This is a genomic window from Limimaricola hongkongensis DSM 17492, from assembly GCF_000600975.2.
In the GTDB taxonomy this organism is placed as follows: Bacteria; Pseudomonadota; Alphaproteobacteria; order Rhodobacterales; family Rhodobacteraceae; genus Limimaricola; species Limimaricola hongkongensis.
In genome coordinates, this window is the sequence record NZ_CM002676.1 from 66,379 (window position 1) to 89,844 (window position 23,466).

Consider the following 23,466-nt stretch of genomic DNA (forward strand, 5'->3'; position numbering starts at 1 on the left):
TTTCAAGCCGAAACCCCGCCGCTTGATGCAGGTCATGGATCGCGGGCCAAAGACCTGTCACGCTGCCATCGTGTCGATCTCGCATGGGAGGCTTGAGATGACCGACAGACCCGCCGACACCGACCCCGCCGCCGAGGCGGCGCCGAAGGCCCTGGCCGCGCCGCAGATGCAGCATGTCCTCACGGCCCAGACCCGGATTCTCGATGAAACCGGCAGCTTCGCGGCTGCGTGGTTCAGGCGGCGGCACGTGATGGCCGAGGCTCTCGGCGGTCTCGCCGCCGAGATCGCGGGCGCGGGCGGCGATCCCGCGCGGATCACCGACGCCGTGGCGCGCTGGCAGGAGGGGGCGCGCGACCGCCTGACCGCGGATATGCGCGACTGGCTGGCGCTGTGCACCAGCTGCACCGGGCACCTGGTGCGCGAGGTGAACGAGGCCGAAGGCGAAATCCTTGAAACCACGGTCGATTTCACCCGGCGCGCCGGACGGACGAAGCACGCCACGCCTGTCTGACGGGCTGGCCCGCCGGGCCGGTCTCAGCCGGCCATGCTGAGACGGTGCCCGCCCGTTTCGGGCGGCGCGGCGGCGGCGCGATAGGCCGCATGCGCGGCCTGCCCCGGTTGCAGCGAGTCGACCGCGGTGTCGGCGGCGCCAGCCCCGGCGCCGCCGGGGCCGATCGCGGAGATCAGGTTTTCGAGCTTCATCCTGCCTCGCAGCGCGATCGCCGCGGCCCGCGCCGCGTCGACAGTCTCCGGAACGGGGCGTCCGGCCGATGCGGGGGCACGGTCCGCCACCCCGAGCAGGCTGGCCCCGAGATCGGCGAGCGCGGCGCGCCCCGCCGCCAAGCTGTCATCGGCCGCGACGCTCGGCGTTCGGGTGGCGACATCGGCGACCGGACTGGCCGGTTCCCGTGTGGCGGGCGCCTCGGGCGTTTGCGCCGCCGCGCCGACCGGGGTTGTGGCCGTGGCCGTGGCCGTAGCCGGGGCTGTGGCTTCGGCGGGCGGCACGACAGGTGCGGCGGTCGGCGCAGTGGGCGGCACGAGCGCGACGGGCTCCGGGACATCGACGACGATGGCGGGCGCGGCGGCGACGGGGGCCGGCTTGGCGGCGGGCTCCGGGCTGGCCGAAGTTCTGGCCGCGCCGTCGCGGGCCTCGCGGAGCGCGGCGATGATGTCCTTCCAGGAAAAACCGCCGGGCTGGGCGTTGAATGAAAGCGGCATGCCTGACCTCCTGAGGTTGAACAGGGACCAGTTGGCGCCTCGATTAAGGCAAAATCCGCGCCATTCCGCGACAATACGATAGCGTATGCAAATACGCTTTGGGATAGGTCGACCGGCGCGAACCGCCTCAGCCGACCCGTTCGAGCAGCGAGACATAGCTCGCCACCGCCGCGCCGCCCATGTTGAACACCCCCGCAAGCCGCGCGTCCGGCACCTGCATGCCGCCCGCCTCGCCCATCAGCTGCATCGCCGCCATCACATGCATCGACACGCCGGTCGCGCCGATCGGGTGGCCCTTGGATTTCAGGCCGCCCGACGGGTTCACCGGCAGCCGCCCGCCCTTGAGCGTGACGCCCTCCTCGATCACCCGGTGCCCCTGCCCCGGCGCCGCGAGGCCCATCGCTTCGTATTCCAGAAGCTCGGCGATGGTGAAGCAGTCATGCGTCTCCACCAGATCGAGATCGTCGAGCGTCAGCCCGCCCATCTCCAGCGCCTTGGCCCAGGCCCGCTTCGGCCCCTCGAAGGCCAGCACGTCGCGGCGGCTCATGGCGAGGATGTCGTTGACCTGCGCGCGGGCCCGCACGGCGATGGCACGGCGCATCGTCCTCGCCGTCTCGGCATCCGCCAGCACCAGCGCCGCCGCCCCGTCCGACACCAGCGAGCAGTCGGTGCGGCGCAGCGGGGCCGCGACGTAAGGATTGCGGTCGCTCACCGCGTTGCAGGCCTCAAAGCCGAGATCCTTGCGCATGTGGGCATAGGGGTTCTCGACGCCGTTGGCGTGGTTCTTGGCCGCGATCCGGGCCAGCGCCTCGGAGCGGTCGCCATAGGTCTGGAAATAGCCCTGGGCGATCCGCCCGAAGATCCCGGCAAAGCCGCCGGGCGTGTCGCCTTCCTCCTCGCGCCACGAGCAGCCCAGCAGGATGTCGCCCACCTCCGGCCCCGGCGTGGCGGTCATCTTCTCGGCCCCCACCACCAGCGCGATCCGGCCCCGGCCCGCGGCGATGAAATCCATCGCGCCGTTGAGCGCCGCCGAACCGGTGGCACAGGCGTTCTCGTAACGCGTGGCGGGCGCGTGGCGCAGCCCGTCCTCGCCCATCGCCACCAGCGAGGCCTGGAAATCCTGCCGCGAAAAGCCGTTGTTGAACACGCCCGCGAAAACCCCGTCGACCTCCCCGGCGCCGATCCCGGCATGATCGAGCGCCGGTCCCGTGACCTCCGCCATCAAGGCCGCCGTGTCCGGCGCCTCGCTCTTTCCGAAGACGCTGTGCGCCCAGCCCACGATCTGCGCCTCGGCCATGGCCCGCTCCCTTTTGTCCTGCGCCGCCCTCCCGCGGCGCGGCCATGCTCTGCGCCCGCACGGGCGGGCGCAAGCCCCGCGCCGGAACTTCTGCGCGACTCTTCGCCTGCCGGTCCTCGCCTGTCAGCGCGGGCGCGGATCGGCGGCGCGCCCGCGCAGGGCGGGATTGCGCCGAAAGCCGCTATACAACGCCGCGTTTTGCGCGTAAGGGTCCGCCTTTGACGTGGCCCGACGGGCCGCCCCCGGCCCGATATGGGCCGCCTTCCAGACCAACGGACCTTTTCTGACATGATGCAGACCCTCAGGGACGCGCTCGACGCGCGCGGCTACGACACGCTCACCCCGGTGCAGGAGGCCGTCACCGCAGCGGAGCTTGCCGAGCGCGACCTGCTGGTCTCGGCGCAGACCGGCTCGGGCAAGACGGTGGGCTTCGGGCTCGCCATCGGCCCGACCATCCTCGACGATGACGGCCAGCTCGGCCGCGCCGCCGCCCCCGTGGCGCTCGCCATCGCGCCGACCCGCGAACTGGCCAGCCAGGTGATGCGCGAGCTCGAATGGCTCTATCGCGGCGCCGGGGCCCGCATCGCCACCGCCATCGGCGGCATGGAAATCCGCGACGAGCGCCGCGCGCTCGACCGCGGCGCGCATTTCGTCGTGGCCACGCCGGGCCGTCTTGCCGATTACGTGCGCCGCGGCGCGATCGACCTGTCGGACATCCGCGCCGTCGTGCTCGACGAGGCCGACGAGATGCTCGATCTCGGTTTCCGCGAGGATCTCGAATTCATCCTCTCGGCCTGCCCCGAAAGCCGCCGCACGCTGCTCTTCTCGGCCACCGTGCCCGCGGCGATCGCCAAGCTCGCCAAGGATTTCCAGAACGACGCCGAGCGCGTCGTCGTCGCCACCAAGGGCGGCCAGCATGCCGACATCTCCTACAAGGCGATGCAGGTGGCCCAGGGCGACGAAGAGGCCGCGATCATCAACGTGCTGCGCCACCAGGACGCGACCAACGCCATCGTGTTCGCCAACACCCGCGCCATGGTCGCGCGCCTCACCGCGCGGCTGTCGAACCGCGGCTTTTCGGTGGTGTCGCTGTCGGGCGAGCTGACCCAGAACGAGCGCACCCACGCGCTGCAGGCGATGCGCGACGGGCGGGCCCGGATCTGCGTGGCGACCGACGTGGCCGCGCGCGGCATCGACCTGCCGGACCTGGAGCTGGTCATCCATGCCGAGCTGCCCTCGAACTCCGAGACGCTGCTGCACCGCTCGGGCCGCACGGGCCGCGCGGGGCGCAAGGGCGTCAGCGCGCTGATCGTGCCGATGAAGGCGCGGAAGAAGGCCGAGCGTCTCCTGGGCACCGCCAAGCTCTCGGCCGACTGGACCGTGCCGCCCTCGGCCGAGGACATCCTCGCCGCCGACGAGGCGCGGCTGCTCGACGATCCGATCTGGGGCGCCGAGGTGGCCGAGGACGCCAAGGTCTTTGCCGCCAAGCTGCTCCAGCGCCACGCGCCCGAAACCATCGCCGCGGCCTATCTCGCGCTCTACCGCGCCCGCCGCTCGGCCCCCGAGGAGCTGCTGCCGCCCGACACCAAACCGCAAAAGCGCCCCGCCGCTGCCTTCGGGCCGGGCAAGTGGTTCTCGCTGTCGGTGGGCCGCGCCGAGCGGGCCGAGGCGCGTTGGCTGCTGCCGCTTCTGTGCCGCGCCGGTGACATCTCCAAGGACGCGATCGGCGCGATCCGCATTCAGGACAACGAGACCTTCGTGGAGATCGCCGAGGCGTCGGTGCCGGGCTTTTTGCGCGCCATCGGCCCCGACATGTCGCCCGAAGAGGGCCTGAAGATGACCGCGCTCGACGCCGCGCCGGACCTGTCGCGCGGTCCCCGGCCCGAGCGCGGCCCCCGGCCCGAACGCGGGCCGCGGCCCGACCGTGGCCCCCGCCCGGATCGCGGCCCCCGCCCCGACCACGCGCCCCGGTCCGAAACCGGTGACGCGCCCGCGCGCCCGGCCCCCGACGCCCCGGCGCCGCAGGCCGCGCCCTCCGACGACCGCCCGCCGCGCAAGCCGCGCGCCGACAAGCCCGCCGGTGAGCGCCCCTACAAGAAGGCCGAGGGCGCGCCCGCCGACAAGCCGTGGAAAAAGCGCGACGCGCCCGCAGGCGACAAGGGCGGCGACAAGCCGTGGAAGAAGAAGGACACGAAACCCTTCGACCGCAGCCGCGACGGCGCCGTCTCGGATCGGCCCGGCAAGCCCACTGGGAAGCCGGGCGGCAAACCCGGTGCGAAGCCCGCGGGCAAGCCCTTCGCGAAACCGGGCGCCAAGCCCGGCCCGCGCGCGGCCAGATCCGACGGCCCGGCCAAACCGCGCGGCGCTTCCGACACCTCGCGCCGCTTCACGCCGCCGGGCAAGCCGGGCGTCAAATCCGACAAGCCCCGCAAGGGCGGCTACGACACCCCCAAGCGCGGCAAGTAAACCGCCCCCCGAGGGGCTTTGAATTGGGCGCCCGTCCGGCCGGACGGGCGCCCTTTCGCGTTCGGGGCACCGCCGCGCGCGGCCTAGCCCGCCCGGTTCAGCAGCAGGCAGGTCTCCGAGTTGAGCACGCCGGGGATCTCGCGGATGTCGCCCAGCACGCGGTCGAATTCCGACAGCGACGCCGCCTCGATCCGCGCCACGAGATCCCACGCGCCATTGGTCGAATGCAGCTCCGACACCTGCCGCATCCGCCGCAGCCTTGCCGCGACGCCGCGCGCCTGCGGGCCCTGAAGCTCGATCAGCATCACCGCGCGGATCAGGTCATCGGCATCCGGCGCGCCCAGCTCGACCGTGAAGCGGCGGATCGCGCCGGTGCCGCGCAGCCGGTCGATCCGCGCGCTCACCGTGGCGCGCGACAGCCCCAGCTCGGCGGCCAGCGCCACGACGGGCATCCGGGCGTCCTGCTGCAACAGCGCCAGCAGGCGGCGGTCGGTCGGATCGAGCTGGGTCATGTGCATTCCGTCGGTTGACTGCGCAGAATGTAAGAAGAACCATGCGTCATGCGCAATCCGCCCCCTCCCCATGCGCGTGGGAATGCGACAGGATCGGGCAAAACCGCCGCACAGGAGTGACAGATGACCGACGCCCCCGCCCCGTCCAAGCTTGCCATGGTCCCCTTCGTCTCGGTGGCGCAGATGATGGAAATGGTGAACAGCATCGGGCCGCGCCGGATGATGGCCGAGCTGGCCGAGTACATCGAGGCCGATTTCCGCCGCTGGGAGCTGTTCGACAAGACGCCGCGCGTGGCCAGCCATTCGCCCGAGGGGGTGATCGAGCTGATGCCGACCTCGGATGGCGAGACCTACGGCTTCAAATACGTCAACGGCCACCCGTCGAACCTCAAGCGCGGCTTCCAGACCGTCACCGCCTTCGGCGTGCTGGCCCGGGTCGACAATGGCTACCCGATCCTGCTGTCGGAAATGACGGTGCTGACCGCCTTGCGCACCGCCGCCACCTCCGCCGTCGCGGCGCGCCATCTCGCGCCCAAGGGCGCCAGGACGCTCGCCCTGATCGGCGCGGGCGCGCAATGCGAGTTCCAAGCGCTGGCCTTCCAGGAGATGCTCGGCATCGAGAAGATCCGCATCTACGACATCGACCCGGCGGCGACCCGCAAGGCCGCGGCCAACCTCGCCGAGAGCGGGCTCGACATCACCACCTGCGAGACCGGCGAAGAGGCGGTCGCGGGGGCCGAGATCATCACCACCTGCACCGCCGACAAGCAATACGCGACGATCCTGACCGACAACATGGTCGGGCGCGGCGTCCACATCAACGCCATCGGCGGCGACTGCCCCGGCAAGACCGAGCTGCATCGCGACATCCTGCTGCGCTCGGACATCTTCGTCGAATACCCCGAGCAGACCCGGATCGAGGGCGAGATCCAGCAGCTCGACCCGGACCACCCCGTGACCGAGCTGTGGGAGGTCATCACCGGCAAGAAGGAGGGCCGCCGCGGCGCCGACCAGATCACGCTGTTCGACAGCGTCGGCTTCGCGACCGAGGATTTCTCGGCGCTGCGCTACATCCGCGACCAGCTCGACCGCACCGGGCATTATGCGATGCTCGACCTTCTGGCCGACCCCGACGACACGCGCGACCTGTTCGGCATGGTGCGCCGCGCCAAGGGGTGAGGCGACGGGCGGCGACGGAAACGAAAAGGGGCGCGGTCCGATCGGACCGCGCCCCTTTTTCTTCGGCGCCCCCCGGAAGCGGCGGGCTTGGATCTCAGGCCCCCTGCCCGGCCTTGAACCACCGCACCAGCGCGCGGCGGTCCTCATCCGAGATATCGGTGATGTTGGCGGGCGGCATGGCGTGGCTGACGCCAGCCTGCAGGTAGATCGCCCGCGCATTCTGCGCGATGTCCTGCGGCGTCTCCAGAACCACCCCCTTGGGCGCCCAGCGAATGCCGTCCCAGACCGGCTCGCGCGCGTGGCACATCGAACAGCGGCCCACCACGATCCGCTCCGCCTCGTGGAACCCCTCGGCTTGCGCAAAGCGCTGCTCATAGGCGGTCATCGGGCGCGCCTCGGCCTCCTCAAAGGAGCCCCACATCGGCGCGGTCGAGAGCCATGCGAGGATCAGGAACAGGATGACGGTGACGCCCCATGTCCAATGCGGGCCGCGGCCCGTCGCGTGCATGGTGTTGAAGTAATGCCGGATCGTCACCCCCATCAGGAAGACCAGCGCCGCGATGATCCAACTATACTCGGTGGCGAAGGCGAGCGGGTAATGGTTCGACAGCATCAGGAACACGACCGGCAGGGTCAGGTAGTTGTTGTGGGTCGAACGCAGCTTGGCGATCTTGCCGTATTTCGGATCGGGCTTGCGCCCCGCCTTGAGGTCCGCCACCACGATCCGCTGGTTCGGCATGATGATCAGGAACACGTTCGCGGTCATGATCGTCGCGGTGAAGGCGCCCAGATGCAAAAGCGCCGCGCGCCCGGTAAAGACCTGGTTGTAGCCCCAGCTCATCGCGACCAAGAGCGCGAAGAGCAGCACCATCAAGAGCGTCGGGCGATTGCCCAGGCCCGATTTGCAAAGCCGGTCATAGACCAGCCAGCCGATGGTGAGCGATCCGGCCGAAAGCGCGATCGCCTGCCACACCGCGAGATCGGCGCGCGACGGGTCGATCAGATACAGCTCCGCCCCGACCCAGTAGACGATCATCAGGAGCGCCGCGCCCGACAGCCACGTCGCGTAGCTTTCCCATTTGAACCATGTCAGGTGCTCGGGCATCGCGTCTGGCGCCACGAGGAACTTGCGGATGTGGTAAAAGCCGCCGCCATGCACCTGCCACTCCTCGCCATGCGCGCCGGGCGGCAGGTCGGGGGCCTTGCGCAGGCCGAGATCGAGCGCGACGAAGTAAAAGCTCGACCCGATCCAGGCGATGGCGGTGATGACGTGAAGCCAGCGCACGGCAAAGCCGGCCCAGTCCCACAGGATTGCGAAATCGTGCATCTTTCTCCCTCGTATTGGCGATGCCCACCCTAGCGGCGCGCCGCCGCCGCCGCCAAGCCGCGCCGCGGCAGAGCAGTTTCAAACGAAACCCGACAATCAAGGATCAGGCCGCGTAATGCGCCCTGTACCACGCGACGAAGCGCGCCACGCCTTGCGCCATCGGCGTCTTGGGCAGCTTGCCGATCAGCGCCTCCTGCAGCGCGGTGTCGGCCCATGTCGCGGGCACGTCGCCGGGCTGGATCGGCATCAGGTTGCGCCGTGCCTCGCGCCCCGTCGCCGTCTCGATCGCGGCGATGAAATCGTCGAGCCGTTGCGGCGCGCCATGGCCGAGATTGACGACCCGCCACGGCGCCACCGGCGACAGGCTGTCGCCGGGGGTGGCCGCGCCGCGCGCCTTCGGTGCCTGCGGCGCGCGGTCGGCCAGCCGCACCAGCCCCTCGACCAGATCGTCGACATAGGTGAAGTCGCGCCGCATTTCGCCGTGGTTGTAGACGTCGATCGGCCGGTCTTCGAGGATCGCGGAGGTGAACTTGAACAGCGCCATGTCGGGCCGCCCCCATGGCCCGTAGACGGTAAAGAAGCGGAACATCGTGGTCGGGATGCCGTAAAGATGCGCATAGCTGTGCGCCATCGCCTCGTTCGCCTTCTTAGTGGCGGCATAGAACGACATCGGCAGGTTCGCGGCCATGTCCTCGCGATACGGCATCTCGGTCTCGGCGCCATAGGCCGACGAGGTCGAGGCCATCATCAAATGGCGGCAGGGATGGCGGCGCAGCGCCTCGATCAGGCGAAAGCTGCCGATCAGGTTGGCCTCGACATAGCTTTCGGGCGCCTCGATCGAATGCCGCACGCCCGCCTGCGCGGCCAGATGCACGACGATCTCGGGCCGCGCGCGCGCGATCAGATCGTCGAGCAGGCCGGGGGTTTCGACCCGCCCCTCATGGGCGGTGAAGTTCGGACCTTCGAGCCGCGCATGACGCGCCCGCTTCAGGGCGACGTCGTAGTAATCGGTGAAGGCGTCGAGCCCGGTCACCCGGTGGCCCGTCTCCAGAAGCCGGGCGCACAGGTGATAGCCGATGAACCCGGCGGAGCCGGTGACAAGCACCCGCGGGGCCTGCGCGTCGTCGCGATCCATCATCTCGGCTCTCCCGGCTCGGTCCACTGCATTGGAGCGCCAATGTGCCATCCATGCAAGAAATGCAACGCGCGCCCCGCTCACCGGGTCTTTGCCGGTCGGTCCTATCCTCGCCATGTCGCACCGCCCAAGAGGATCCCATGACCCAGATTTCGGCCATCCTGTCGCTGCCCTACATCCAGCCCGGACAGGCGCAAAAGCACGTCACCCACAACGAGGCGATCTGCCGGCTCGACGCGCTGGTGCAGCCCGTCGTCGCGGATCGCGACCGGGCCGCCCCGCCGGACGCCCCCGCAACCGGCGCGCGCCACATCGTCGCCGCTGGCGCCGGGGGCGACTGGGCCGGCCATGACGGCGAGATCGCGGTCCGGGAGAACGGCGCTTGGGGGTTCGAGACGCCCCTGCCCGGCTGGCGGGCGCATTGCCTCGCCGAGGACGCGGAGCTGAGCTTCGGCGCGCAGGGCTGGCAGGCGCCGGGCGACCGGCCGCTGCGCGCCGCGCGGATCGGGATCAACGCCACGCCCGATGCCACCGACCGGCTCAGCCTGTCGGCGGATGCGACGCTGCTGAACCATGACGGCGCGGGGCACCGGCTCAAGCTGAACCGCGCGGGCGTCGGCGACACCGCGTCTTTGCTGTTCCACACCGGGTTTTCGGGCGGCGCCGAGATGGGGCTGGCGGGCGAGGCGGATTTCTCGATCAAGACCAGCGCCGATGGCGCGGGCTGGACCACGGCGCTGCGGCTGTCGGCCTTGGATGGGCGCGCCACCGGCGCGGCGGTGCAGTCGGATGCGCGCGACGCGACGCCGGGGCGGCTCATGGCGGTGGGGGATTCGGCATCGGCGCGGGCGCGGCGCCGGAGGTGGCGGATGCCGACACGGCGCTGGCGGGCGGGATCTATGCGATGACGCTGCCCGCGCCCGGCGCGCCGGCGGGCACCGGCGGCGCGGCGGTCCTTTGGGTCGCGGCGCAGGCGCCGGGCGAGGTGGCGCAGCGATTGTGCGAAACCGCCACGGGCCGGGCCTGGCGGCGGGCGCGGTCGGGCGGCGTCTGGCAGGGCTGGCGCCGCGAGATCGGGCAGGCGGACCTGCTCGGGCCGGTGGCGTTCGAGGCCGGGCTGCCGAGCGGGGCGGTGTTCGAAAGCGGGACGACGGCGGCGGGCCGCTATTTGCGGCTTGCCGACGGCACGCAGATCGCCTGGGCCGAGGCGGCGCTGTTCGCGCAGGTCTCGGCCGACCGGCTGGAGCATGTCTGGAGCTTTCCCGCGCCGTTTTCGGACACGCCGCAGGTCGGCGCCACGCTGCCCGGCGCCGAGACGGGCTATACCGGCGCCGGGCCCGGCGATCTCGGCGGGCTGATGCAGGAGACGGGGGCGGCCTCGGCGGCGCTGCGGCTGCCAAGGGTGGCGGGCGCGCCCGCTTTCGCGGCGGGCGCGCAGGTGGCGGGCGTGCGCCTGATGGCCGTCGGGCGCTGGAGCGCGGTTTAGAGACCGGCGCCGACCCGGCTCGCCAGGCCGAGGCTGGTGCCCAGGATCGAGAAGATCGTCTGCGCCGAGGTCACCGGGCTTTCGGTGGCATAGACCAGGTCGCCGGGCAGGATCTCGAACTCGCCGGCGCTGAACAGCCCATCGGCCGAGGTCAGGTCGATGGTGAAGACCACGCGCGGCTGGTCCGGGCCGCCCGCCCCCGGCGTCACCGCCCCCGCCGGGTAACGGCGCAGCACGAGGATGCCGCCGGGATCGGCGCGGCTGTCGGAAACGCCGCCGATGATCGCCATCGCCTCCAGCGCGTCGAGCCGGTCCTCGGTGAAGTAATGCACGCTTTCGCTGCCGGCGGCGCCGAGCGACAGGAACTTGCGGTCATCGGCCTCGACATGGATCTTGTCGCCGCCGCGCAGCGTGGTGTCGAGCCGCGGGTTGTCGAGCAGCCGCTCGACCGAGGTGCCGAAGATGCGCCCGTCGCGGACCAGCCGGATCTGCGGGTTGCGCAGACCCTTGTCGATGCCGCCGCCCTCGGCGATCAGCCCCATGACCGTGAAATCATTGTCGGGCAACGGAAAGCTGCCGGGCTGCGCCACCCCGGCCACGAGGCTGACGGTGTTCTGGCGGCCCTCGCTGAAATCGAGCTGCACCTGCGCCGACGGGGTCACTTCGGCGTATTCCGCCTCGACCCGGTCGCGCGCGGTCTCGGGGCTCATGCCCGACAGCTTGATCGTGCCGACATAGGGCAGGAACACGGTGCCGCCCGCGCCGACGCGCTGTTCGGGCAGCGCCACGAAGCGTTGGCCCGGCGCGGTCAGAAGGCCGTTTTCCTCGGTGCTCCAGATGGTGATCGCAAGGCTGTCGCCGGGCGCGATGATCCGGGTGTCGGGCTGGTCGACCCGTTCGATCCACGAATGCCCCGTGCCGCCCGCGCCGGGCCAGGCCGCATAGACCGGCAAGAGCGCCCGCGTCACCGGCGCGACTTCGAAATCGCGCGCCGCCGTGTCGCCGATGGCCTGGGTCTGCAGGATCTCGCTGCGCAAGGCCGCGCCGCGTGGCAAGGAGCCACACGCCGCCAGCAAGAGAGCCATCCCGAGCAGAACGGGAAGTCGCGTAGATGCCATGCCGATGATCCGCTGCCTGCGTTGTTTTGCGCCAACCTACCGCAGCGGCGGCGGCAAGGAAACACCAGCCCGCACCGTCAGATCAGCGCCCAGCCGATCTGTGCCGCGTAAAGCGCCATCCATGGCAGGATCACGAGGTTTTCGAGCGCGCCGTTCACCTTGACCAGCCGCAGCCCGGTCTTGCGGTCGCTCAGCGGCCACAGCAGCGGCACGCCCGCGCCGCGCGCGGTGAACCGCGTGCCATGCCCGTAGCTGATCGCATCCGCCGCCAGATGGGTCAGGATCCCCGCCCCGAGCGCCAGCGCCACCGGCGGCGACACCAGCCACATCAGCGCCGTCGCCAGCAGCACGAACGCCGCCGAATGCGTGCCGCCGCGATGGCCGAAGACCTGCAGCACCAGCCGCGACAACGGCCACAGCCTGCGGCCGAGCTTGCTGTAGGGGGTGTCGACATCCGGCAGGATCGCCCCGAACAGCGCCGCCGCCATGATCGGCAGGCCGAGCCCCGGCGTCTGCGCCGCAAGCTGCACCCCCGCCACCGCGCCGAGCGCCAGATGCGTCCGTCCCATCATCGCCGCCAATTCCCCTTTCGTTCCATCGGGACGCCCCATGTAACGGCTCTCGCGCCGAAGGCCAGAGCCAAGGGGGCGGGCGGCGTGGCGTCAGCGGGCGGATTTGGGAATGAATTCGTAATAGAACGGGTCGCTGTCGATGAAGCGGTAGAGCGCATCGGCCCCGGCCTCGTTCTGCACCGGGAAATTGCGTCCCCCCTTGCGCGCCGCGGCCAGAAGCGACCGAACCGCCGCCGCGCTGTCGGCGCCCCAGATCCCGTCCACCGCCCCCGACAGGAACCCCGCGTCGCGCAGCCGGCCCTGCACGTTGCGGCGGCGATACTCCGGCAACCGCGCGAATGCCTCTGCCGCGCCCTGCGCCCGCTTTTCGGCGCGGCTGTCATCGTTCCCGCCACCGGTGTCGGGCGTCGCGGCGGGCGCCTGTCCAAGCGCCGTGCGCAAATCGCGCAGCGCCGCGTCCCCCGCCTCCGGGCTGTTGGCCGACGCGGCGCGGGCCTCGGCGCGGAAGATCCCGATCGAGGTCAGCAATTGCCGCTCGATGCAGGCGGTGTCGCCGTCGCAGGCCTGGCGGCGTTCGAGCTGGCGGTCGGCGATGGAGCGCGCTTTGGTCTCGCCGATGCGGTCGGCCAGATCGTCATAGACCTCGGTCATGCGCAGCTCCAGCGAGGCGAGCCCGGAGGAGGCGCAGATCGCGCGCTCGGTCGCGGTGCGGGCGTCGTCGCAATCGAAGGAGGGCTGTGCCGACGCGGCGGCGGGGGCCAGCGCCGCGAGGGCGCAGGACAGGATGATCGCTCGGGGCATGGCGGCGTTCCTCGTCATTCGGATATGCCGTCTCAATCGCCGGACCCGGGTGGCTGTTCCCCGGCGCCGCGCTTGCCGCGTTGCAAGGCGGCTGACATAAACCGCGCGACAATCGCTGCACGAACAGGACGCCCATGCCCCCCAAATTCGGAACCAGCGGCCTGCGCGGCCTCGTCACCGATCTTAGCGACGATCTCGTCCATGGCTATGTCCGGGCCTTCATCGCCGCCTGTCCGCATGGCGGCGCCGTGCATGTCGGGCGCGACCTGCGCGACAGCTCGCCGCGCATCGCGGCCACGGTGATCGCGGCGGTGCGCGGCGCCGGGCTGCGTGCGGTCGATTGCGGCGCGGTGCCGACGCCCGCGCTCGCCATGGCGGCGATGGCGCGCGGCCACGCGGCGGTGATGGTGACCGGCAGCCACATCCCCGCCGATCGCAACGGGCTCAAGTTCTACCTGCCCAGCGGCGAGATCGCCAAGCCCGACGAGACGGCGATCCTCGCCGCGCGCGATGCGGGCGGCGCGCCGGACGCGCCCCAAGGCGCGTTCGAGCGCGACGAGGCCTGCGCCGCGCGCTACGTCGCGCGCTATGCCGAGGCGTTCGGGCCACGGGCGCTCGCCGGGCTGCGCATCGGCGTCTTTGAGCACAGCTCGGTCGCGCGCGACACGCTGGCCGAGGTGATCGCCGCGCTTGGCGGTGACGTGGTGCGGATTGCCCGCTCCGACCGATTCATCCCCGTCGACACCGAAGCGGTGGACCCCGACATGCGCGCGGCGCTGGCGGGCTGGGCCGCCGCGCACCGGCTCGACGCGATCGTGTCGACCGATGGCGATGCCGACCGGCCGATGGTGACGGATGCGCATGGCGCGATGATCCCCGGCGACCTTCTCGGCCCGCTCACCGCGCGGCACTTGGGGGCGCGGGTGGTGGTGACGCCGGTGTCGTCGAACACGCTGGTCGAGGCGATGGAGGGCTTTGCGCTGCGCAGGACCCGGATCGGATCGCCCTTCGTGATCGCGGGGATGGAGGCGGCGTTGCAGGAGGACGCGCGCGCGCGGGTGATCGGTTACGAGGCCAATGGCGGTTTCCTGCTCGGTTTTGCGGCGCAGGGCCCCGAAGGCAAGATCGCGCCGCTGATGACCCGCGACGCGGTGCTGCCGATCGTCGCGCCGCTTGCGGCGGCGCGGGCCAAGGGGGTGGGCCTGGCCGAGCTGGCGGCGCGGCTGCCGCCGCGCTTCACCGCCGCCGACCGGTTGCAGGGGGTGGCGTCCGAGCGGTCCATGGCGCTGATCGACGCGCTGCGCGCCGACCCGCAGGCGCGCGCGGCCTTCTTCGACACCGGCAGCGCCGAGACCGGGATCGACGAGACCGACGGGCTCAGGGTCAGCTTCGCCGACGGGGCGGTGGTGCATCTGCGCCCGTCCGGCAACGCGCCCGAATGCAGGCTCTATACCGAGGCCGACAGCGCCGGGCGGGCGCAGGATCTTCTCGCGCGGCATCTGGAGCGGCTGGCCGCGCGGCTGTCGGCGGCGTGAGCTTTTGCGGCGGGGTCTTGCCGGGCCCTGCCGCGCGCGGCATTAGGCGGACCGCCCCCTGCCCCCATATCGTGGGCGTGACGCGCCAGGAGATCCCCATGTCCGAAAAATCCATCTATGACGACCTGACCATGCTCGGCGGCCAGACCGTGCAGCCGCAATCGCCCGAGGAGGCGGTGCTCGAGCGGGTGCCCAACCCGCAGGCCGATGTCGATTATGCCGTGCGCTTCACCGCGCCGGAGTTCACCTCGCTCTGCCCGCTGACCGGCCAGCCCGATTTCGCGCATCTGGTGATCGACTACGTGCCCGGCGACTGGCTGGTCGAGAGCAAGTCGCTGAAGCTGTTCCTGACGAGCTTTCGCAACCACGGCGCCTTTCACGAGGATTGCACCGTGTCGATCGCGCGGCGGCTGGTCGACACGCTCGACCCGAAATGGCTGCGGCTTGGCGGCTACTGGTACCCGCGCGGTGGTATTCCGATCGACGTGTTCTACCAGACCGGAGAGCCGCCGCGCGGTGTCTGGATCCCCGAGACCGGCGTGCCGGGCTATCGCGGGCGCGGTTGATCGCCCGTACGGTTCCGTACATAATTGACGCTGCGTCAGCCGGCTCTGGCATTCCGCCGGCACTCGGGCGACGGTTATCTCGCAGGCGCGGCATGACCCGGACCCCGGAGGCCTCCGCGGCCTGCCGGGGCGGCCCCTGCGCGGCTCCGAACCAGATGTTTCCCCGCGCGCTCCGGCCTCGCCGGACGGGCGCGGAGGACGGCAAGATGCGGCTCTGTGAAAGGGAGTATGACAATGGCTGACGATCGCGAAGAGCGGATCCGCAAGCGCGCCTACGAGATGTGGCAGCGCGACGGATCCCCCGAGGGACAGCACCACGCGCATTGGCAGGAGGCGGAAGCCGAGATCGATGCGGAGATGGCCGCCGAGGCGGGCAACGGCGCGGCCGCGCCGGACGCGCAAGATGCGCAAGATGCGCAAGACGCGCCCAAGCCAAAGGCGAAGGCCAAGCCGGCGCGCAGCCGCAAGGCTGCCGCCGAAACGGCCGGCACCGAGACATCCACCACCGGCAAGACCGCCGCGAAGGCGCGGGCGACCAAGGCCGCGCCGAAGACCGCCACAACCCGAAAACCACGGGCCAAGAAAGCGGCCAAGCCGCCCAGCGACGGCTAGGACCCGCCCCGAAATGGGGCGTTCGATCCGGCAGGCCGGTTCCCCGCGGGGAACCGGCCTTTTTCATTCGCCGTCCAGCGCCCCGAAGAACGCTTCGAAGGCGCGTTGCAGCCGGGCCCGGTCGAGCGCCGAGAAATCGCGCGGCAGCCGCAGTTCCACCCGCCCGTCCGACGCCGCGATCCGCGCCTCGCCCTCGGGGCGCGGCAGGCGCAGCATCGTCTTCGACACCGATTTCGGACGCGGTTTGACGATCTTCGGCGCCCGGTGCACGAAATCCTTGAGCACCGCGATCTCGGCCTCGGCGTCGCGCTCGGGCGCGCGGTTCAGCATGTCGACCAGCTCGTCGCCGAGCGCGGGGTCGGCATCGAGGATCTTGAACAGGTCGAGCCCGAGCGCCCGCGGCATCGCCTCCGGGTGCCGGATCGCGCCCCGCGCGCTTTCCAGAACGCGGGTGAAGCTGCGGATATAGCTGCGCTTTTGCTTGAGTGCCGAGGCATAGAGCTCGGAGACGGCGTCATGCGGCGCGATCCCGGTCTGCTCGGCATAGCTCAGCGCGAGCTGCGCCATTTCGCCGAACGAGATGTCCTTGCGCACGAGATTCTCGTCGACCATCTTGCGGTAGAGATCGCGCACCGGTTCCCCGCGGGGAACCATCGCCGCCGGGATCCTGGCATAGCGTTGATCGCCGGTCTGCTCCAGAAGCTCGCGAAACGCCGAAAGACGGCGATAGCCCTGGATCAGCTCGTAGCCGCCCTGCCCGTCCTGTTCGACCCGGATCGGGTTCGACAAGCCGATGGCCTGGATCGAAAGCTTCAGCTCCTCCAGCTCGGGGTCGCGGTTATGGGCTCGGTCGCGCACCAGCTTGGAACTGCGAACCGCGTCGATCGCGATCAAATCGGTGATCAGGCCCAGCTTCTTGAGCCGCACATGTTCATGCGCCAGATCGTCGTTCTCGGCCCGGATCGCGGCCTCGGCCTCGGCCCGGCCACGCGCGGCTTCGGCGGTTTCGGTGATCGCCGAGGCCATCGGGCCGCGGCGCGCCGGGGGGGTTTCGGGCGCCGCGCGCTCCGGCGCGGGGTTCCCCGCGGGGAACCGCTCCGGCGCCGCGGGCGCGGCGGGGGCGACCTCGTCGGGGGTGAAGTCGATGTCGAAGACGCTGCGTTTCTTGGCCATCTATCTCAATCCTCCAGCTGGTCCCACGCCGCCACGAGCGTGGCGCGGAATTCGTCATAGGCGCGGTCGAACGAGGCGCGGGCGCGGCGCCATGTCTCGCGGGTCATGTTGCGGTAATCGATCTCGTAGACCGAGGAGAGAAACCGCCCCGACTGTTCGACCGCGCGGGTCATCTCGATCGGGTGCTCGGCCACATGCGGGCCGAACACCTTGTGGAATGCCTGCTGCATGGCGCGGTGCAGGTCGTTGTTCGGCTCGAACCGGGTCAGCAGGAACCGGATGTCGGCGAAATGCTTTTCCGGCTCGGTGCCCGGCGGCACCGCGCCCCGGAACCGGCCCAGATCCTCGAGCGCCTCGGCCAGCTGGCCGATGAAGGAGGTGGTGCTGTCATATTCCCAGTAGCCGGGGCCCGACGGGATATAAAGCACGTCGGCGGCGAACACCGCGTTCATCGACTGGTATCCGATGGCGGGCGGGCAATCGAACAGAATGATGTCATAGGTGTCTTCGGGCAGGTGATCGAGATAGCGGTCGACCGCGGCGAAGAAGGACCATTCGGGGTTCAGGTGCCGGTACTGCGCGCTGGCGAATTCGACGAAGGCGGCGTTGGCGCAGGAGGGGACGAGATCGATGGTCGGCCAGGAGGTCGGCTTGATGAAATCGGTGACGCGCAGATCGTCGAGCCCCATGCCGGTGACCGAGGCCGGCAGCTTGCGCTCGGGCAGGGCGGTGCCGGTTTCGGCACCGCGCCCGGCGGCGTTCATCCGCGCGGTCTCGCGGATCAGGTCGCGCGCCATGATGCCCCAGACGGTGTATTCCTCGGCCACGTCGCTGAGCCCCATGGAATGCGACAGGGTGGCCTGCGGGTCGAAATCGACGCAGAGCACGCGGTAGCCGTCGAGCGCCGCGGCATGGGCGAAATGCAGCGCCACGGTCGATTTGCCCGCGCCGCCCTTGAAGTTGGCGACGGCGGCGCGGATCGCGCGTTTGCCGGCCGGGCGGGGCGGCAGCAGCGGCTTGCCCTTATGGCGCAGCTTGCGGCGCAGCTCGTTGATCTCCTCGAGCGCGTACCAGCGCTGGCGGCCATCCTCCTCGACCCGCCCCTGCGGCAGAGACGGGTCGGCGGCGAGACGGCCACGGAAGGTCGACGGGTTCAGCCCGAGGATCAGCTCGGCCACCTCCCAGCTTGAAAAGCGGCGCAGGTTCTTTTCGCTCTCGGGCGAGAAGGTCTGCTGCCGGATGAAGCCCTGCATCTTGAGCGACTGCGATTGCAGCCGGGCCAGGTCGGTGTGCGTGAACATGCGGTGTCTGCCCTCCGGTTCCCCGCGGGGAACCGGAAACCGGCAAACGCGGGAACGCTAATTCTTGTGATAAACCGATCTACGCCGGATTTGGCGATGAAGAAAAGTCCTTTATCGTGAAAACCGGGATTCTCGAAAAATCGCGGATCGCCAGTGCCGCAAGGGCCACGGCGATTCGCAGCGCCCCGGCGTCAGCCGCGCGAGAGCGGGCCGGGCAGGGCCCGAATTGGGGGACACGTCGCGCCGCGCCGGACCCGGAATAGGGGACATTTTCGGCGAAATAGGGGACGCCTTGGATGTCCCCCAATACCTATACATACCGATTTTCTATCGAAAATGGTTGGGGGCCAGAGACCCCGAACCGGGACTCGACTTGACAGAATCGTGCAAAGGGACGCAAATCAGCCAAGAGATGGGAAAGGCGTTGCGAAGACGGGCCACCCTGCGAACGGTGCAACAAGCCACCGTTTACCCAAGGCAGTGAGAATACCATCCCAGAGGTGGCAGGACGAGGCGCGCCATGTTGAGGACAAAGCCCGTGGGCCGGGGTGCGGCGGCCCGCAAATACGATCTCCTCACCGCGCTCGGCGCGCATGCGCTGTCGCAGGACCGGACCGAACAGGTGCTGGCGCTGCGGCTGATGACGTTGATCACCGCGCGCTACAATTGGGGCCGCGACGAGCTGGCCGTCGGCGTGCGCGAAATCGCGCGGCTCTGGTCGGTGGACGAGCGCACGGTCAAGCGCGAGATGGCCAAGCTCCGGGCGCGCGGCTGGGTCGAGCTGACCCGCGCCGGGGCGAGGGGGCGGGTCGCGGAATACGCGCTGGGGATCGAACGGCTGATGCAGGACACGCGTCCGGGCTGGGAGCGGGTCGGCCCGGATTTCGCCTGCAGGCTCGACGCCGGGGAGGCCGACGACAAGGTCGTGCCGCTGCCGATCCGCGGCGAGGTGCCGCCGCCCGATCTCTCTGGCGGGAGCGAATGGGCGCTGGCGCAGGCGCTGCTGCACGCGGAAGAGCCGGGGCTCTATGCATCTTGGCTGCGCGCGCTCACCCGCGACAGCCGCGCGGGCGGGCGGCTGGTTCTGGCCGCGCCGTCGCGCTTTCACGCGGCCTATGTGCAGACGCATCTTTCGGCCCGGCTGCTCGCCGCCTGCCGCGACGTGGATGGCGGCGTCTCCGAGGTCACGGTGATCGCCGCGGGCTAGCTCAGACGATCATCGCGATCACCGTCAGCACCACCGCCGTGCCGACCGTCACCGCGATGAGGATGGTCCGGTTCCTGGTCTCGGGCGCGGTGAGGCTGCTCTTGTGCTCGACGCTGACGGGCCGCTCCTGGCCGCTGGCCTTGGGGGCCTCGCCGCGATCGGGGTTCCTAGTCTCGGCCTCTTCGGCCATCTTCACCTGCTCTTTGGTGTTGGGATGACCCGAGGCCTCGTCATCGGTGCCCAGCGGCGAGGCGGAGGTGTCGGGAAAGCCCTTCTTGTCGCCGGCCTTGCCCTCGTCGATGTCGTGGCGCAGGCGGTCGGTGGTGTGCGGTGTCTCGGCCATGGCGTGGCTCCTTCGAAGATGTCGCCGGTCAACCGGAAGCCGGAGGGCGCGGTTCCCCGGACGCCCCCGCGCGAAGGAACCGCGCCCTCGCGTCCAAGTTGATGCCCGGTACGCGCGACGCCGGGGCCATCCGCCTTCTTCGCCGCGCAATGGCGCAGGGGAGGGCCGAGCATGACCGACCGCAAGCAAACGCATCAGCGCGATGATCTGCCGCATTACGATCAGCCGTCTGGCGGCTGGGGGTCGCTGTCGAGCGTGGCGCGGCACATGGGACAGGACCATCCCTCGCCCGGCGTGATCGACACGCTGCGCCGCCAGAACAAGCCCGGCGGCCACATGTGCACCTCCTGCGCCTGGACCAAGCCGCCGAACCCGCATGTCGCCGAATTCTGCGAAAACGGCGCCAAGGCGACGATCTGGGATTTGACCCGCGACCGCTGCGGGCCCGACTTCTTTGCCCGCCACACCGTGAGCGAGCTGCGCGGATGGCCCGATTACGAGCTGGAGATCCAGGGACGGCTGACGCATCCGATGCGCTACGATCCCGCCAGCGACAAATATGTCGAGGCGACGTGGGACGAGGCGTTCGAGGGTATCGGCGCGACGCTGCGCGAGATCCGCGCGAAAAACCCCAAATCGGTGGTGTTCTACGCCTCGGGCCGCGCCAGCCTCGAAACATCTTATCTCTACGCGCTGCTGGCCCGGCTCTATGGCAACAACAACCTGCCAGACAGCTCCAACATGTGCCACGAGACGACGAGCGTCGGGCTCAAGAAGGTGACGGGTTCGCCGGTGGGCACCTGCGTGCTGTCGGATTTCGATCATTGCGACATGATCATCTTCATGGGCCAGAACACCGGCACCAACAGCCCGCGCTTCCTGCATCCCCTGCGCGCCGCGAAGAAGCGCGGCTGCAAGATCGTCACCTTCAACCCGGTGCGCGAGGCCGGTCTCGTCACCTTTCGCGATCCGCAGAACCCGGTGGAGATGCTGGCGGGCAAGGAGACGGTGATCTCGGATCGCTATCTCCAGCTCAAGCCGGGCAGCGACGTCGCCGTGCTGGCGGGGCTGTGCAAGCGGGTGTTCGAGATCGACGACGAACAGGGCGGCGGCGTGATCGACCGCCAGTTCGTGGCCCAGCACACCAGCGGCTGGCCCGCATTCGAGGCGGCGATCCGCGCCACCGAATGGGCCGAGATCGAGCGCATCACCGGCCTGCGCCGCGACGACATCGCCGAGGTGGGCGAGATGTACTGCAATTCCGACAAGGTGATCGGCATCTATGGCATGGGGCTGACCCAGCACGTGCATGGCAGCCTCAACATCGCGATGTATGTGAACCTGCTTCTGATGCGCGGCAATATCGGGCGCGAGGGGGCGGGGATCTCGCCTGTCAGGGGCCATTCCAACGTGCAGGGGCAGCGCACCGTCGGCATCTCCGAAAAACCCGAGCTGGTGCCGCTCGACCGGATCGACGAGATGTTCGGCTTTGAAAGCCCGCGCGACACCGGCACCACCACGATCGAGGCGGTGCAGGGCGTGCTCGACGGGTCGGTGCGGGGCTTTGTCGGCCTCGGCGGCAATTTCGCCCGCGCGATCCCCGATCAGGGCCGCACCGACCCGGCCTGGCAGAAGCTCGATCTCAACGTGCAGATCGCGACCAAGCTGAACCGCAGCCACACGCTGGTCGGGCGCGAGGCGTGGCTGCTGCCCTGCCTCGTGCGCGCGGAGATGGACATGCAGGCGACCGGGCCGCAGGCGGTGTCGATGGAGGACAGCCTGTCGATGATCCATGGCAGCCAGGGGCGGCGCGAGCCGGCCTCGAAGATGCTGCGCTCGGAGCCCTTCATCGTCGCGGGCATCGCCAAGGCCACGCTCGACCCCAACCCCAAGGTCAAATGGGACGACTGGGTCGGCGACTATGCCCTGATCCGCGACCTGATCGAGGCAACCTATCCCGACAAGTTCGAACGCTTCAACGACCGGCTGTTCCAGCCCGGCGGGTTCCACAAGGGCAACCCCGCGCGCGAGCGGCAATGGCAGACCGAGACGGGCCGCGCGATCTTTACCGCGCCGGACACGCTGTCGGCGCTGGGGCAGGCGCCGGACGCGCAGAGCTACACGCTCGTCACGGTGCGCTCGAACGACCAGTTCAACACCACGATCTACGGCTTTCACGACCGGCTGCGCGGGCTGGAGACCGACCGGCAGGTGGTGATGATGAACCCCGAGATGATCGCGAGAGCGGGGCTGCGCGAAGGGCAGGAGGTGACGCTTTGCTGCGCCGTCGAGGATGGCGAGACGCGTGAGGTCGGCGGGCTCAGGGTCATCGCCTATGACCTGCCCGACGACACGGTGCTGGCCTATTATCCCGAAACCAACCCTCTGGTGCCGCTCGGCTATCACGACAGGCTGTCGAAGACCCCGGCCTACAAGGGGGTGCCGGTGCGGATCCGGGGGCTGAGCCGCCGGATCAGCCGTCATTGGTGACGAAATCGACCGCCCCCTCCGCGATCCGTGCCGCCGTCAGGCGGCCGGTGAACCACGCCCCGGTGTCGACCGCGATCCGTCCGCCTTCGGCCGATGGCGCGTCCTGCACCACGTGCCCGTGCACGACCCAAAGCCCGTCGCGGCGCGGCGTGCCGGCAAAGCGCGGATGCCCCCAGAGCAGGGTCTTTTCGTCCTGCATGCCGGGCGGGCGCGCGGGGTCGAGCGCGGCATGCACCGCCACGACATTGCCGCTGCTCCAGCGCAGCGGCAGGCCGCGCAGCCAGTTCTCCATCGGCCCCAGCGCGCGCGACAGCGCCGCGGCGCATTCGGCGGCGGCGCCGGGCGTGGCGAGATCGGGCGGCGCGATGCCAAAGCTCCCCAGGCTCTCCGTCCCGCCATTGCGCAGCCAGAGCGCGGCGCGCCGGACCGGGTCGGCCAGAAAGCCGAGCATCATCGCCTCGTGGTTCCCGGCGAGACAGACGAGCTGTTCGTGCCGCCAGTGATGCAGCAGCCGCAGCACGCCCGCGCTGTCGGGGCCGCGGTCGATCATGTCGCCGAGCACCACGATCGGGTGGTCGCTGCCGCGCCGCGCGATGCGCCGCAGCAGCGGCGCCAGCAGGTCGAGCCGCCCATGCACGTCGCCGATGGCGTGAAACGGCGTGGCCGGGGCAGGGGGCGGGAACGGGTGTCGGAACAAAGGCAGGCGCATCCGGCGAAACTAGACCGCGCCGCCGGGCTGCGCCAGCCGCGGCGGGGCAGGGGGCGCCTTTGCCGGGCCGGGCAGCGGGGGAGAGGCGAGCCACGCCCGCGGCGGCGCATCGGCGCCCCGGGCGCGGCCTGCCTCAGTCGCGGCTGATCAGCTTGTTGAACCGGCTGGCCGCGCCGTCGGCGGCGCGGTCCTGATGCAGAAAGGCCAGGCCGCTCTCCTCGAAGGTGGCGAACCAGTCGCTCCACGAAATCCGCTCCAGCCCGTCGGCCTGCGGTTCGAAATCGATGCGCAGGAGGCCCGCCCCGCCGTCATCGCCGGTGTCGCGCACCCGCGCCGGGTGGCCGCCGCGCGCCTCGACCCAATCGCGGATCTCGTCGTGGTCGGTCGTCGTCTTCGCCTCGCTCATGTCGTGCTCCTAT

The 23,466-nt window shown here is 70.3% G+C and carries 23 protein-coding genes; 10 read left to right on the forward strand and 13 right to left on the reverse strand.

From position 1 onward, the window contains the following. Nucleotides 1-97 precede the first annotated feature (97 nt). Complete coding sequence (locus LOKHON_RS00690) at nucleotides 98-511, forward strand: hypothetical protein (RefSeq protein WP_060490106.1); 414 nt, start codon at nucleotides 98-100, stop codon at nucleotides 509-511. A gap of 23 nt (nucleotides 512-534) precedes the next feature. Here LOKHON_RS00690 and LOKHON_RS00695 read toward each other — a convergent pair whose 3' ends face one another. Then, nucleotides 535-1,218, reverse strand: a complete 684-nt coding sequence (locus LOKHON_RS00695; protein ID WP_017929782.1) for a hypothetical protein — start codon at nucleotides 1,216-1,218, stop codon at nucleotides 535-537. A gap of 127 nt (nucleotides 1,219-1,345) precedes the next feature. After that, nucleotides 1,346-2,515, reverse strand: a complete 1,170-nt coding sequence (locus tag LOKHON_RS00700; RefSeq protein ID WP_017929783.1) for an acetyl-CoA acetyltransferase — start codon at nucleotides 2,513-2,515, stop codon at nucleotides 1,346-1,348. A 288-nt stretch (nucleotides 2,516-2,803) separates the two neighbouring features. Between LOKHON_RS00700 and LOKHON_RS00705 the strand changes: the two genes are divergently transcribed. Continuing rightward, on the forward strand, nucleotides 2,804-4,981 hold the full coding sequence (locus LOKHON_RS00705) for a DEAD/DEAH box helicase (protein ID WP_017929784.1): 2,178 nt from the start codon (nucleotides 2,804-2,806) through the stop codon (nucleotides 4,979-4,981). Between the two features lie 83 nt (nucleotides 4,982-5,064). On the opposite strand, the gene LOKHON_RS00710 is transcribed toward LOKHON_RS00705, so the two are convergent. After that, nucleotides 5,065-5,493: an Lrp/AsnC family transcriptional regulator gene (locus tag LOKHON_RS00710; protein WP_017929785.1), complete on the reverse strand. Its 429-nt coding sequence runs from the start codon at nucleotides 5,491-5,493 to the stop codon at nucleotides 5,065-5,067. Between the two features lie 123 nt (nucleotides 5,494-5,616). Between LOKHON_RS00710 and LOKHON_RS00715 the strand changes: the two genes are divergently transcribed. Continuing rightward, nucleotides 5,617-6,672, forward strand: coding sequence for an ornithine cyclodeaminase (locus LOKHON_RS00715; RefSeq protein WP_017929786.1), 1,056 nt, complete (start codon nucleotides 5,617-5,619; stop codon nucleotides 6,670-6,672). Between the two features lie 94 nt (nucleotides 6,673-6,766). Here the strand turns inward: LOKHON_RS00715 and LOKHON_RS00720 are convergent, their stop codons facing one another. Next, a complete protein-coding gene (locus LOKHON_RS00720) occupies nucleotides 6,767-7,999 on the reverse strand; it encodes a urate hydroxylase PuuD (RefSeq protein ID WP_017929787.1) in 1,233 nt (410 codons plus the stop codon). Nucleotides 8,000-8,102: 103 nt separating this feature from the next. Continuing rightward, nucleotides 8,103-9,137: an NAD-dependent epimerase/dehydratase family protein gene (locus tag LOKHON_RS00725; protein WP_017929788.1), complete on the reverse strand. Its 1,035-nt coding sequence runs from the start codon at nucleotides 9,135-9,137 to the stop codon at nucleotides 8,103-8,105. Nucleotides 9,138-9,274: 137 nt separating this feature from the next. Here LOKHON_RS00725 and LOKHON_RS00730 point away from each other — a divergent pair, with 137 nt between their 5' ends. Next, a complete protein-coding gene (locus tag LOKHON_RS00730) occupies nucleotides 9,275-10,042 on the forward strand; it encodes a DUF2793 domain-containing protein (protein WP_051059671.1) in 768 nt (255 codons plus the stop codon). Continuing rightward, nucleotides 9,997-10,620 carry a pyocin knob domain-containing protein gene (locus LOKHON_RS00735; RefSeq protein ID WP_017929789.1) on the forward strand — a complete coding sequence of 208 codons (624 nt, stop codon included), beginning with the start codon at nucleotides 9,997-9,999 and terminating at the stop codon, nucleotides 10,618-10,620. Before LOKHON_RS00730 ends, LOKHON_RS00735 begins: the two co-directional genes overlap by 46 nt. On the opposite strand, the gene LOKHON_RS00740 is transcribed toward LOKHON_RS00735, so the two are convergent. The 3 genes from LOKHON_RS00740 to LOKHON_RS00750 form a co-directional block, all read right to left on the reverse strand. Further along, nucleotides 10,617-11,738 (reverse strand): polysaccharide biosynthesis/export family protein, encoded by a 1,122-nt coding sequence (locus LOKHON_RS00740; RefSeq protein ID WP_026147626.1) that lies wholly within the window; start codon nucleotides 11,736-11,738, stop codon nucleotides 10,617-10,619. The two genes, LOKHON_RS00735 and LOKHON_RS00740, sit on opposite strands and share 4 nt — an antisense overlap. Nucleotides 11,739-11,815: 77 nt before the next feature. Next, a complete protein-coding gene (locus tag LOKHON_RS00745; protein WP_162561743.1) occupies nucleotides 11,816-12,307 on the reverse strand; it encodes a metal-dependent hydrolase in 492 nt (163 codons plus the stop codon). Nucleotides 12,308-12,400: 93 nt separating this feature from the next. Further along, nucleotides 12,401-13,111, reverse strand: coding sequence for a hypothetical protein (locus LOKHON_RS00750; RefSeq protein ID WP_017929792.1), 711 nt, complete (start codon nucleotides 13,109-13,111; stop codon nucleotides 12,401-12,403). Nucleotides 13,112-13,245: 134 nt separating this feature from the next. On the opposite strand from LOKHON_RS00750, the gene LOKHON_RS00755 reads away from it, so the two are divergent. The 3 genes from LOKHON_RS00755 to LOKHON_RS00765 all read left to right on the forward strand — a co-directional run bounded on the left by LOKHON_RS00755 (nucleotide 13,246) and on the right by LOKHON_RS00765 (nucleotide 15,824). Further along, nucleotides 13,246-14,646, forward strand: a complete 1,401-nt coding sequence (locus tag LOKHON_RS00755) for a phosphomannomutase (protein ID WP_017929793.1) — start codon at nucleotides 13,246-13,248, stop codon at nucleotides 14,644-14,646. Nucleotides 14,647-14,744: 98 nt separating this feature from the next. After that, the gene (gene queF / locus LOKHON_RS00760; RefSeq protein ID WP_017929794.1) at nucleotides 14,745-15,212 is read left to right on the forward strand and encodes a preQ(1) synthase; all 468 of its coding nucleotides are present in this window, start codon (nucleotides 14,745-14,747) and stop codon (nucleotides 15,210-15,212) included. 234 nt (nucleotides 15,213-15,446) lie between these two features. Beyond that, nucleotides 15,447-15,824, forward strand: coding sequence for a DUF2934 domain-containing protein (locus LOKHON_RS00765; protein ID WP_017929795.1), 378 nt, complete (start codon nucleotides 15,447-15,449; stop codon nucleotides 15,822-15,824). A 63-nt stretch (nucleotides 15,825-15,887) separates the two neighbouring features. On the opposite strand, the gene LOKHON_RS00770 is transcribed toward LOKHON_RS00765, so the two are convergent. Continuing rightward, the gene (locus tag LOKHON_RS00770; RefSeq protein WP_017929796.1) at nucleotides 15,888-16,997 is read right to left on the reverse strand and encodes a ParB/RepB/Spo0J family partition protein; all 1,110 of its coding nucleotides are present in this window, start codon (nucleotides 16,995-16,997) and stop codon (nucleotides 15,888-15,890) included. Between the two features lie 5 nt (nucleotides 16,998-17,002). Further along, a complete protein-coding gene (locus LOKHON_RS00775) occupies nucleotides 17,003-18,298 on the reverse strand; it encodes an AAA family ATPase (RefSeq protein WP_017929797.1) in 1,296 nt (431 codons plus the stop codon). A 520-nt stretch (nucleotides 18,299-18,818) separates the two neighbouring features. On the opposite strand from LOKHON_RS00775, the gene LOKHON_RS00780 reads away from it, so the two are divergent. Beyond that, a complete protein-coding gene (locus tag LOKHON_RS00780; RefSeq protein WP_026147627.1) occupies nucleotides 18,819-19,505 on the forward strand; it encodes a hypothetical protein in 687 nt (228 codons plus the stop codon). Nucleotide 19,506: 1 nt separating this feature from the next. Here the strand turns inward: LOKHON_RS00780 and LOKHON_RS00785 are convergent, their stop codons facing one another. Next, on the reverse strand, nucleotides 19,507-19,848 hold the full coding sequence (locus tag LOKHON_RS00785) for a hypothetical protein (protein ID WP_017929799.1): 342 nt from the start codon (nucleotides 19,846-19,848) through the stop codon (nucleotides 19,507-19,509). A 171-nt stretch (nucleotides 19,849-20,019) separates the two neighbouring features. On the opposite strand from LOKHON_RS00785, the gene LOKHON_RS00790 reads away from it, so the two are divergent. Then, nucleotides 20,020-22,338 carry an FdhF/YdeP family oxidoreductase gene (locus LOKHON_RS00790; protein ID WP_036082229.1) on the forward strand — a complete coding sequence of 773 codons (2,319 nt, stop codon included), beginning with the start codon at nucleotides 20,020-20,022 and terminating at the stop codon, nucleotides 22,336-22,338. On the opposite strand, the gene LOKHON_RS00795 is transcribed toward LOKHON_RS00790, so the two are convergent. Next, the gene (locus LOKHON_RS00795) at nucleotides 22,322-23,047 is read right to left on the reverse strand and encodes a metallophosphoesterase (protein ID WP_033315699.1); all 726 of its coding nucleotides are present in this window, start codon (nucleotides 23,045-23,047) and stop codon (nucleotides 22,322-22,324) included. The two genes, LOKHON_RS00790 and LOKHON_RS00795, sit on opposite strands and share 17 nt — an antisense overlap. 133 nt (nucleotides 23,048-23,180) lie before the next feature. Then, nucleotides 23,181-23,453: a hypothetical protein gene (locus tag LOKHON_RS00800; protein ID WP_017929802.1), complete on the reverse strand. Its 273-nt coding sequence runs from the start codon at nucleotides 23,451-23,453 to the stop codon at nucleotides 23,181-23,183. Nucleotides 23,454-23,466 lie beyond the last annotated feature (13 nt).

What these genes read in the sequence shown, in the direction of transcription:
- LOKHON_RS00690 (WP_060490106.1), top strand. Translation starts at nt 98, where the DNA reads ATGACCGACAGACCCGCCGACACCGACCCCGCCGCCGAGGCGGCGCCG.
- LOKHON_RS00695 (WP_017929782.1), bottom strand. Translation starts at nt 1,218, where the DNA reads ATGCCGCTTTCATTCAACGCCCAGCCCGGCGGTTTTTCCTGGAAGGAC.
- LOKHON_RS00700 (WP_017929783.1), bottom strand. Translation starts at nt 2,515, where the DNA reads ATGGCCGAGGCGCAGATCGTGGGCTGGGCGCACAGCGTCTTCGGAAAG.
- LOKHON_RS00705 (WP_017929784.1), top strand. Translation starts at nt 2,804, where the DNA reads ATGATGCAGACCCTCAGGGACGCGCTCGACGCGCGCGGCTACGACACG.
- LOKHON_RS00710 (WP_017929785.1), bottom strand. Translation starts at nt 5,493, where the DNA reads ATGACCCAGCTCGATCCGACCGACCGCCGCCTGCTGGCGCTGTTGCAG.
- LOKHON_RS00715 (WP_017929786.1), top strand. Translation starts at nt 5,617, where the DNA reads ATGACCGACGCCCCCGCCCCGTCCAAGCTTGCCATGGTCCCCTTCGTC.
- LOKHON_RS00720 (WP_017929787.1), bottom strand. Translation starts at nt 7,999, where the DNA reads ATGCACGATTTCGCAATCCTGTGGGACTGGGCCGGCTTTGCCGTGCGC.
- LOKHON_RS00725 (WP_017929788.1), bottom strand. Translation starts at nt 9,137, where the DNA reads ATGATGGATCGCGACGACGCGCAGGCCCCGCGGGTGCTTGTCACCGGC.
- LOKHON_RS00730 (WP_051059671.1), top strand. Translation starts at nt 9,275, where the DNA reads ATGACCCAGATTTCGGCCATCCTGTCGCTGCCCTACATCCAGCCCGGA.
- LOKHON_RS00740 (WP_026147626.1), bottom strand. Translation starts at nt 11,738, where the DNA reads ATGGCATCTACGCGACTTCCCGTTCTGCTCGGGATGGCTCTCTTGCTG.
- LOKHON_RS00745 (WP_162561743.1), bottom strand. Translation starts at nt 12,307, where the DNA reads ATGGGACGGACGCATCTGGCGCTCGGCGCGGTGGCGGGGGTGCAGCTT.
- LOKHON_RS00750 (WP_017929792.1), bottom strand. Translation starts at nt 13,111, where the DNA reads ATGCCCCGAGCGATCATCCTGTCCTGCGCCCTCGCGGCGCTGGCCCCC.
- LOKHON_RS00755 (WP_017929793.1), top strand. Translation starts at nt 13,246, where the DNA reads ATGCCCCCCAAATTCGGAACCAGCGGCCTGCGCGGCCTCGTCACCGAT.
- queF (WP_017929794.1), top strand. Translation starts at nt 14,745, where the DNA reads ATGTCCGAAAAATCCATCTATGACGACCTGACCATGCTCGGCGGCCAG.
- LOKHON_RS00765 (WP_017929795.1), top strand. Translation starts at nt 15,447, where the DNA reads ATGGCTGACGATCGCGAAGAGCGGATCCGCAAGCGCGCCTACGAGATG.
- LOKHON_RS00770 (WP_017929796.1), bottom strand. Translation starts at nt 16,997, where the DNA reads ATGGCCAAGAAACGCAGCGTCTTCGACATCGACTTCACCCCCGACGAG.
- LOKHON_RS00775 (WP_017929797.1), bottom strand. Translation starts at nt 18,298, where the DNA reads ATGTTCACGCACACCGACCTGGCCCGGCTGCAATCGCAGTCGCTCAAG.
- LOKHON_RS00780 (WP_026147627.1), top strand. Translation starts at nt 18,819, where the DNA reads ATGTTGAGGACAAAGCCCGTGGGCCGGGGTGCGGCGGCCCGCAAATAC.
- LOKHON_RS00785 (WP_017929799.1), bottom strand. Translation starts at nt 19,848, where the DNA reads ATGGCCGAGACACCGCACACCACCGACCGCCTGCGCCACGACATCGAC.
- LOKHON_RS00790 (WP_036082229.1), top strand. Translation starts at nt 20,020, where the DNA reads ATGACCGACCGCAAGCAAACGCATCAGCGCGATGATCTGCCGCATTAC.
- LOKHON_RS00795 (WP_033315699.1), bottom strand. Translation starts at nt 23,047, where the DNA reads ATGCGCCTGCCTTTGTTCCGACACCCGTTCCCGCCCCCTGCCCCGGCC.
- LOKHON_RS00800 (WP_017929802.1), bottom strand. Translation starts at nt 23,453, where the DNA reads ATGAGCGAGGCGAAGACGACGACCGACCACGACGAGATCCGCGATTGG.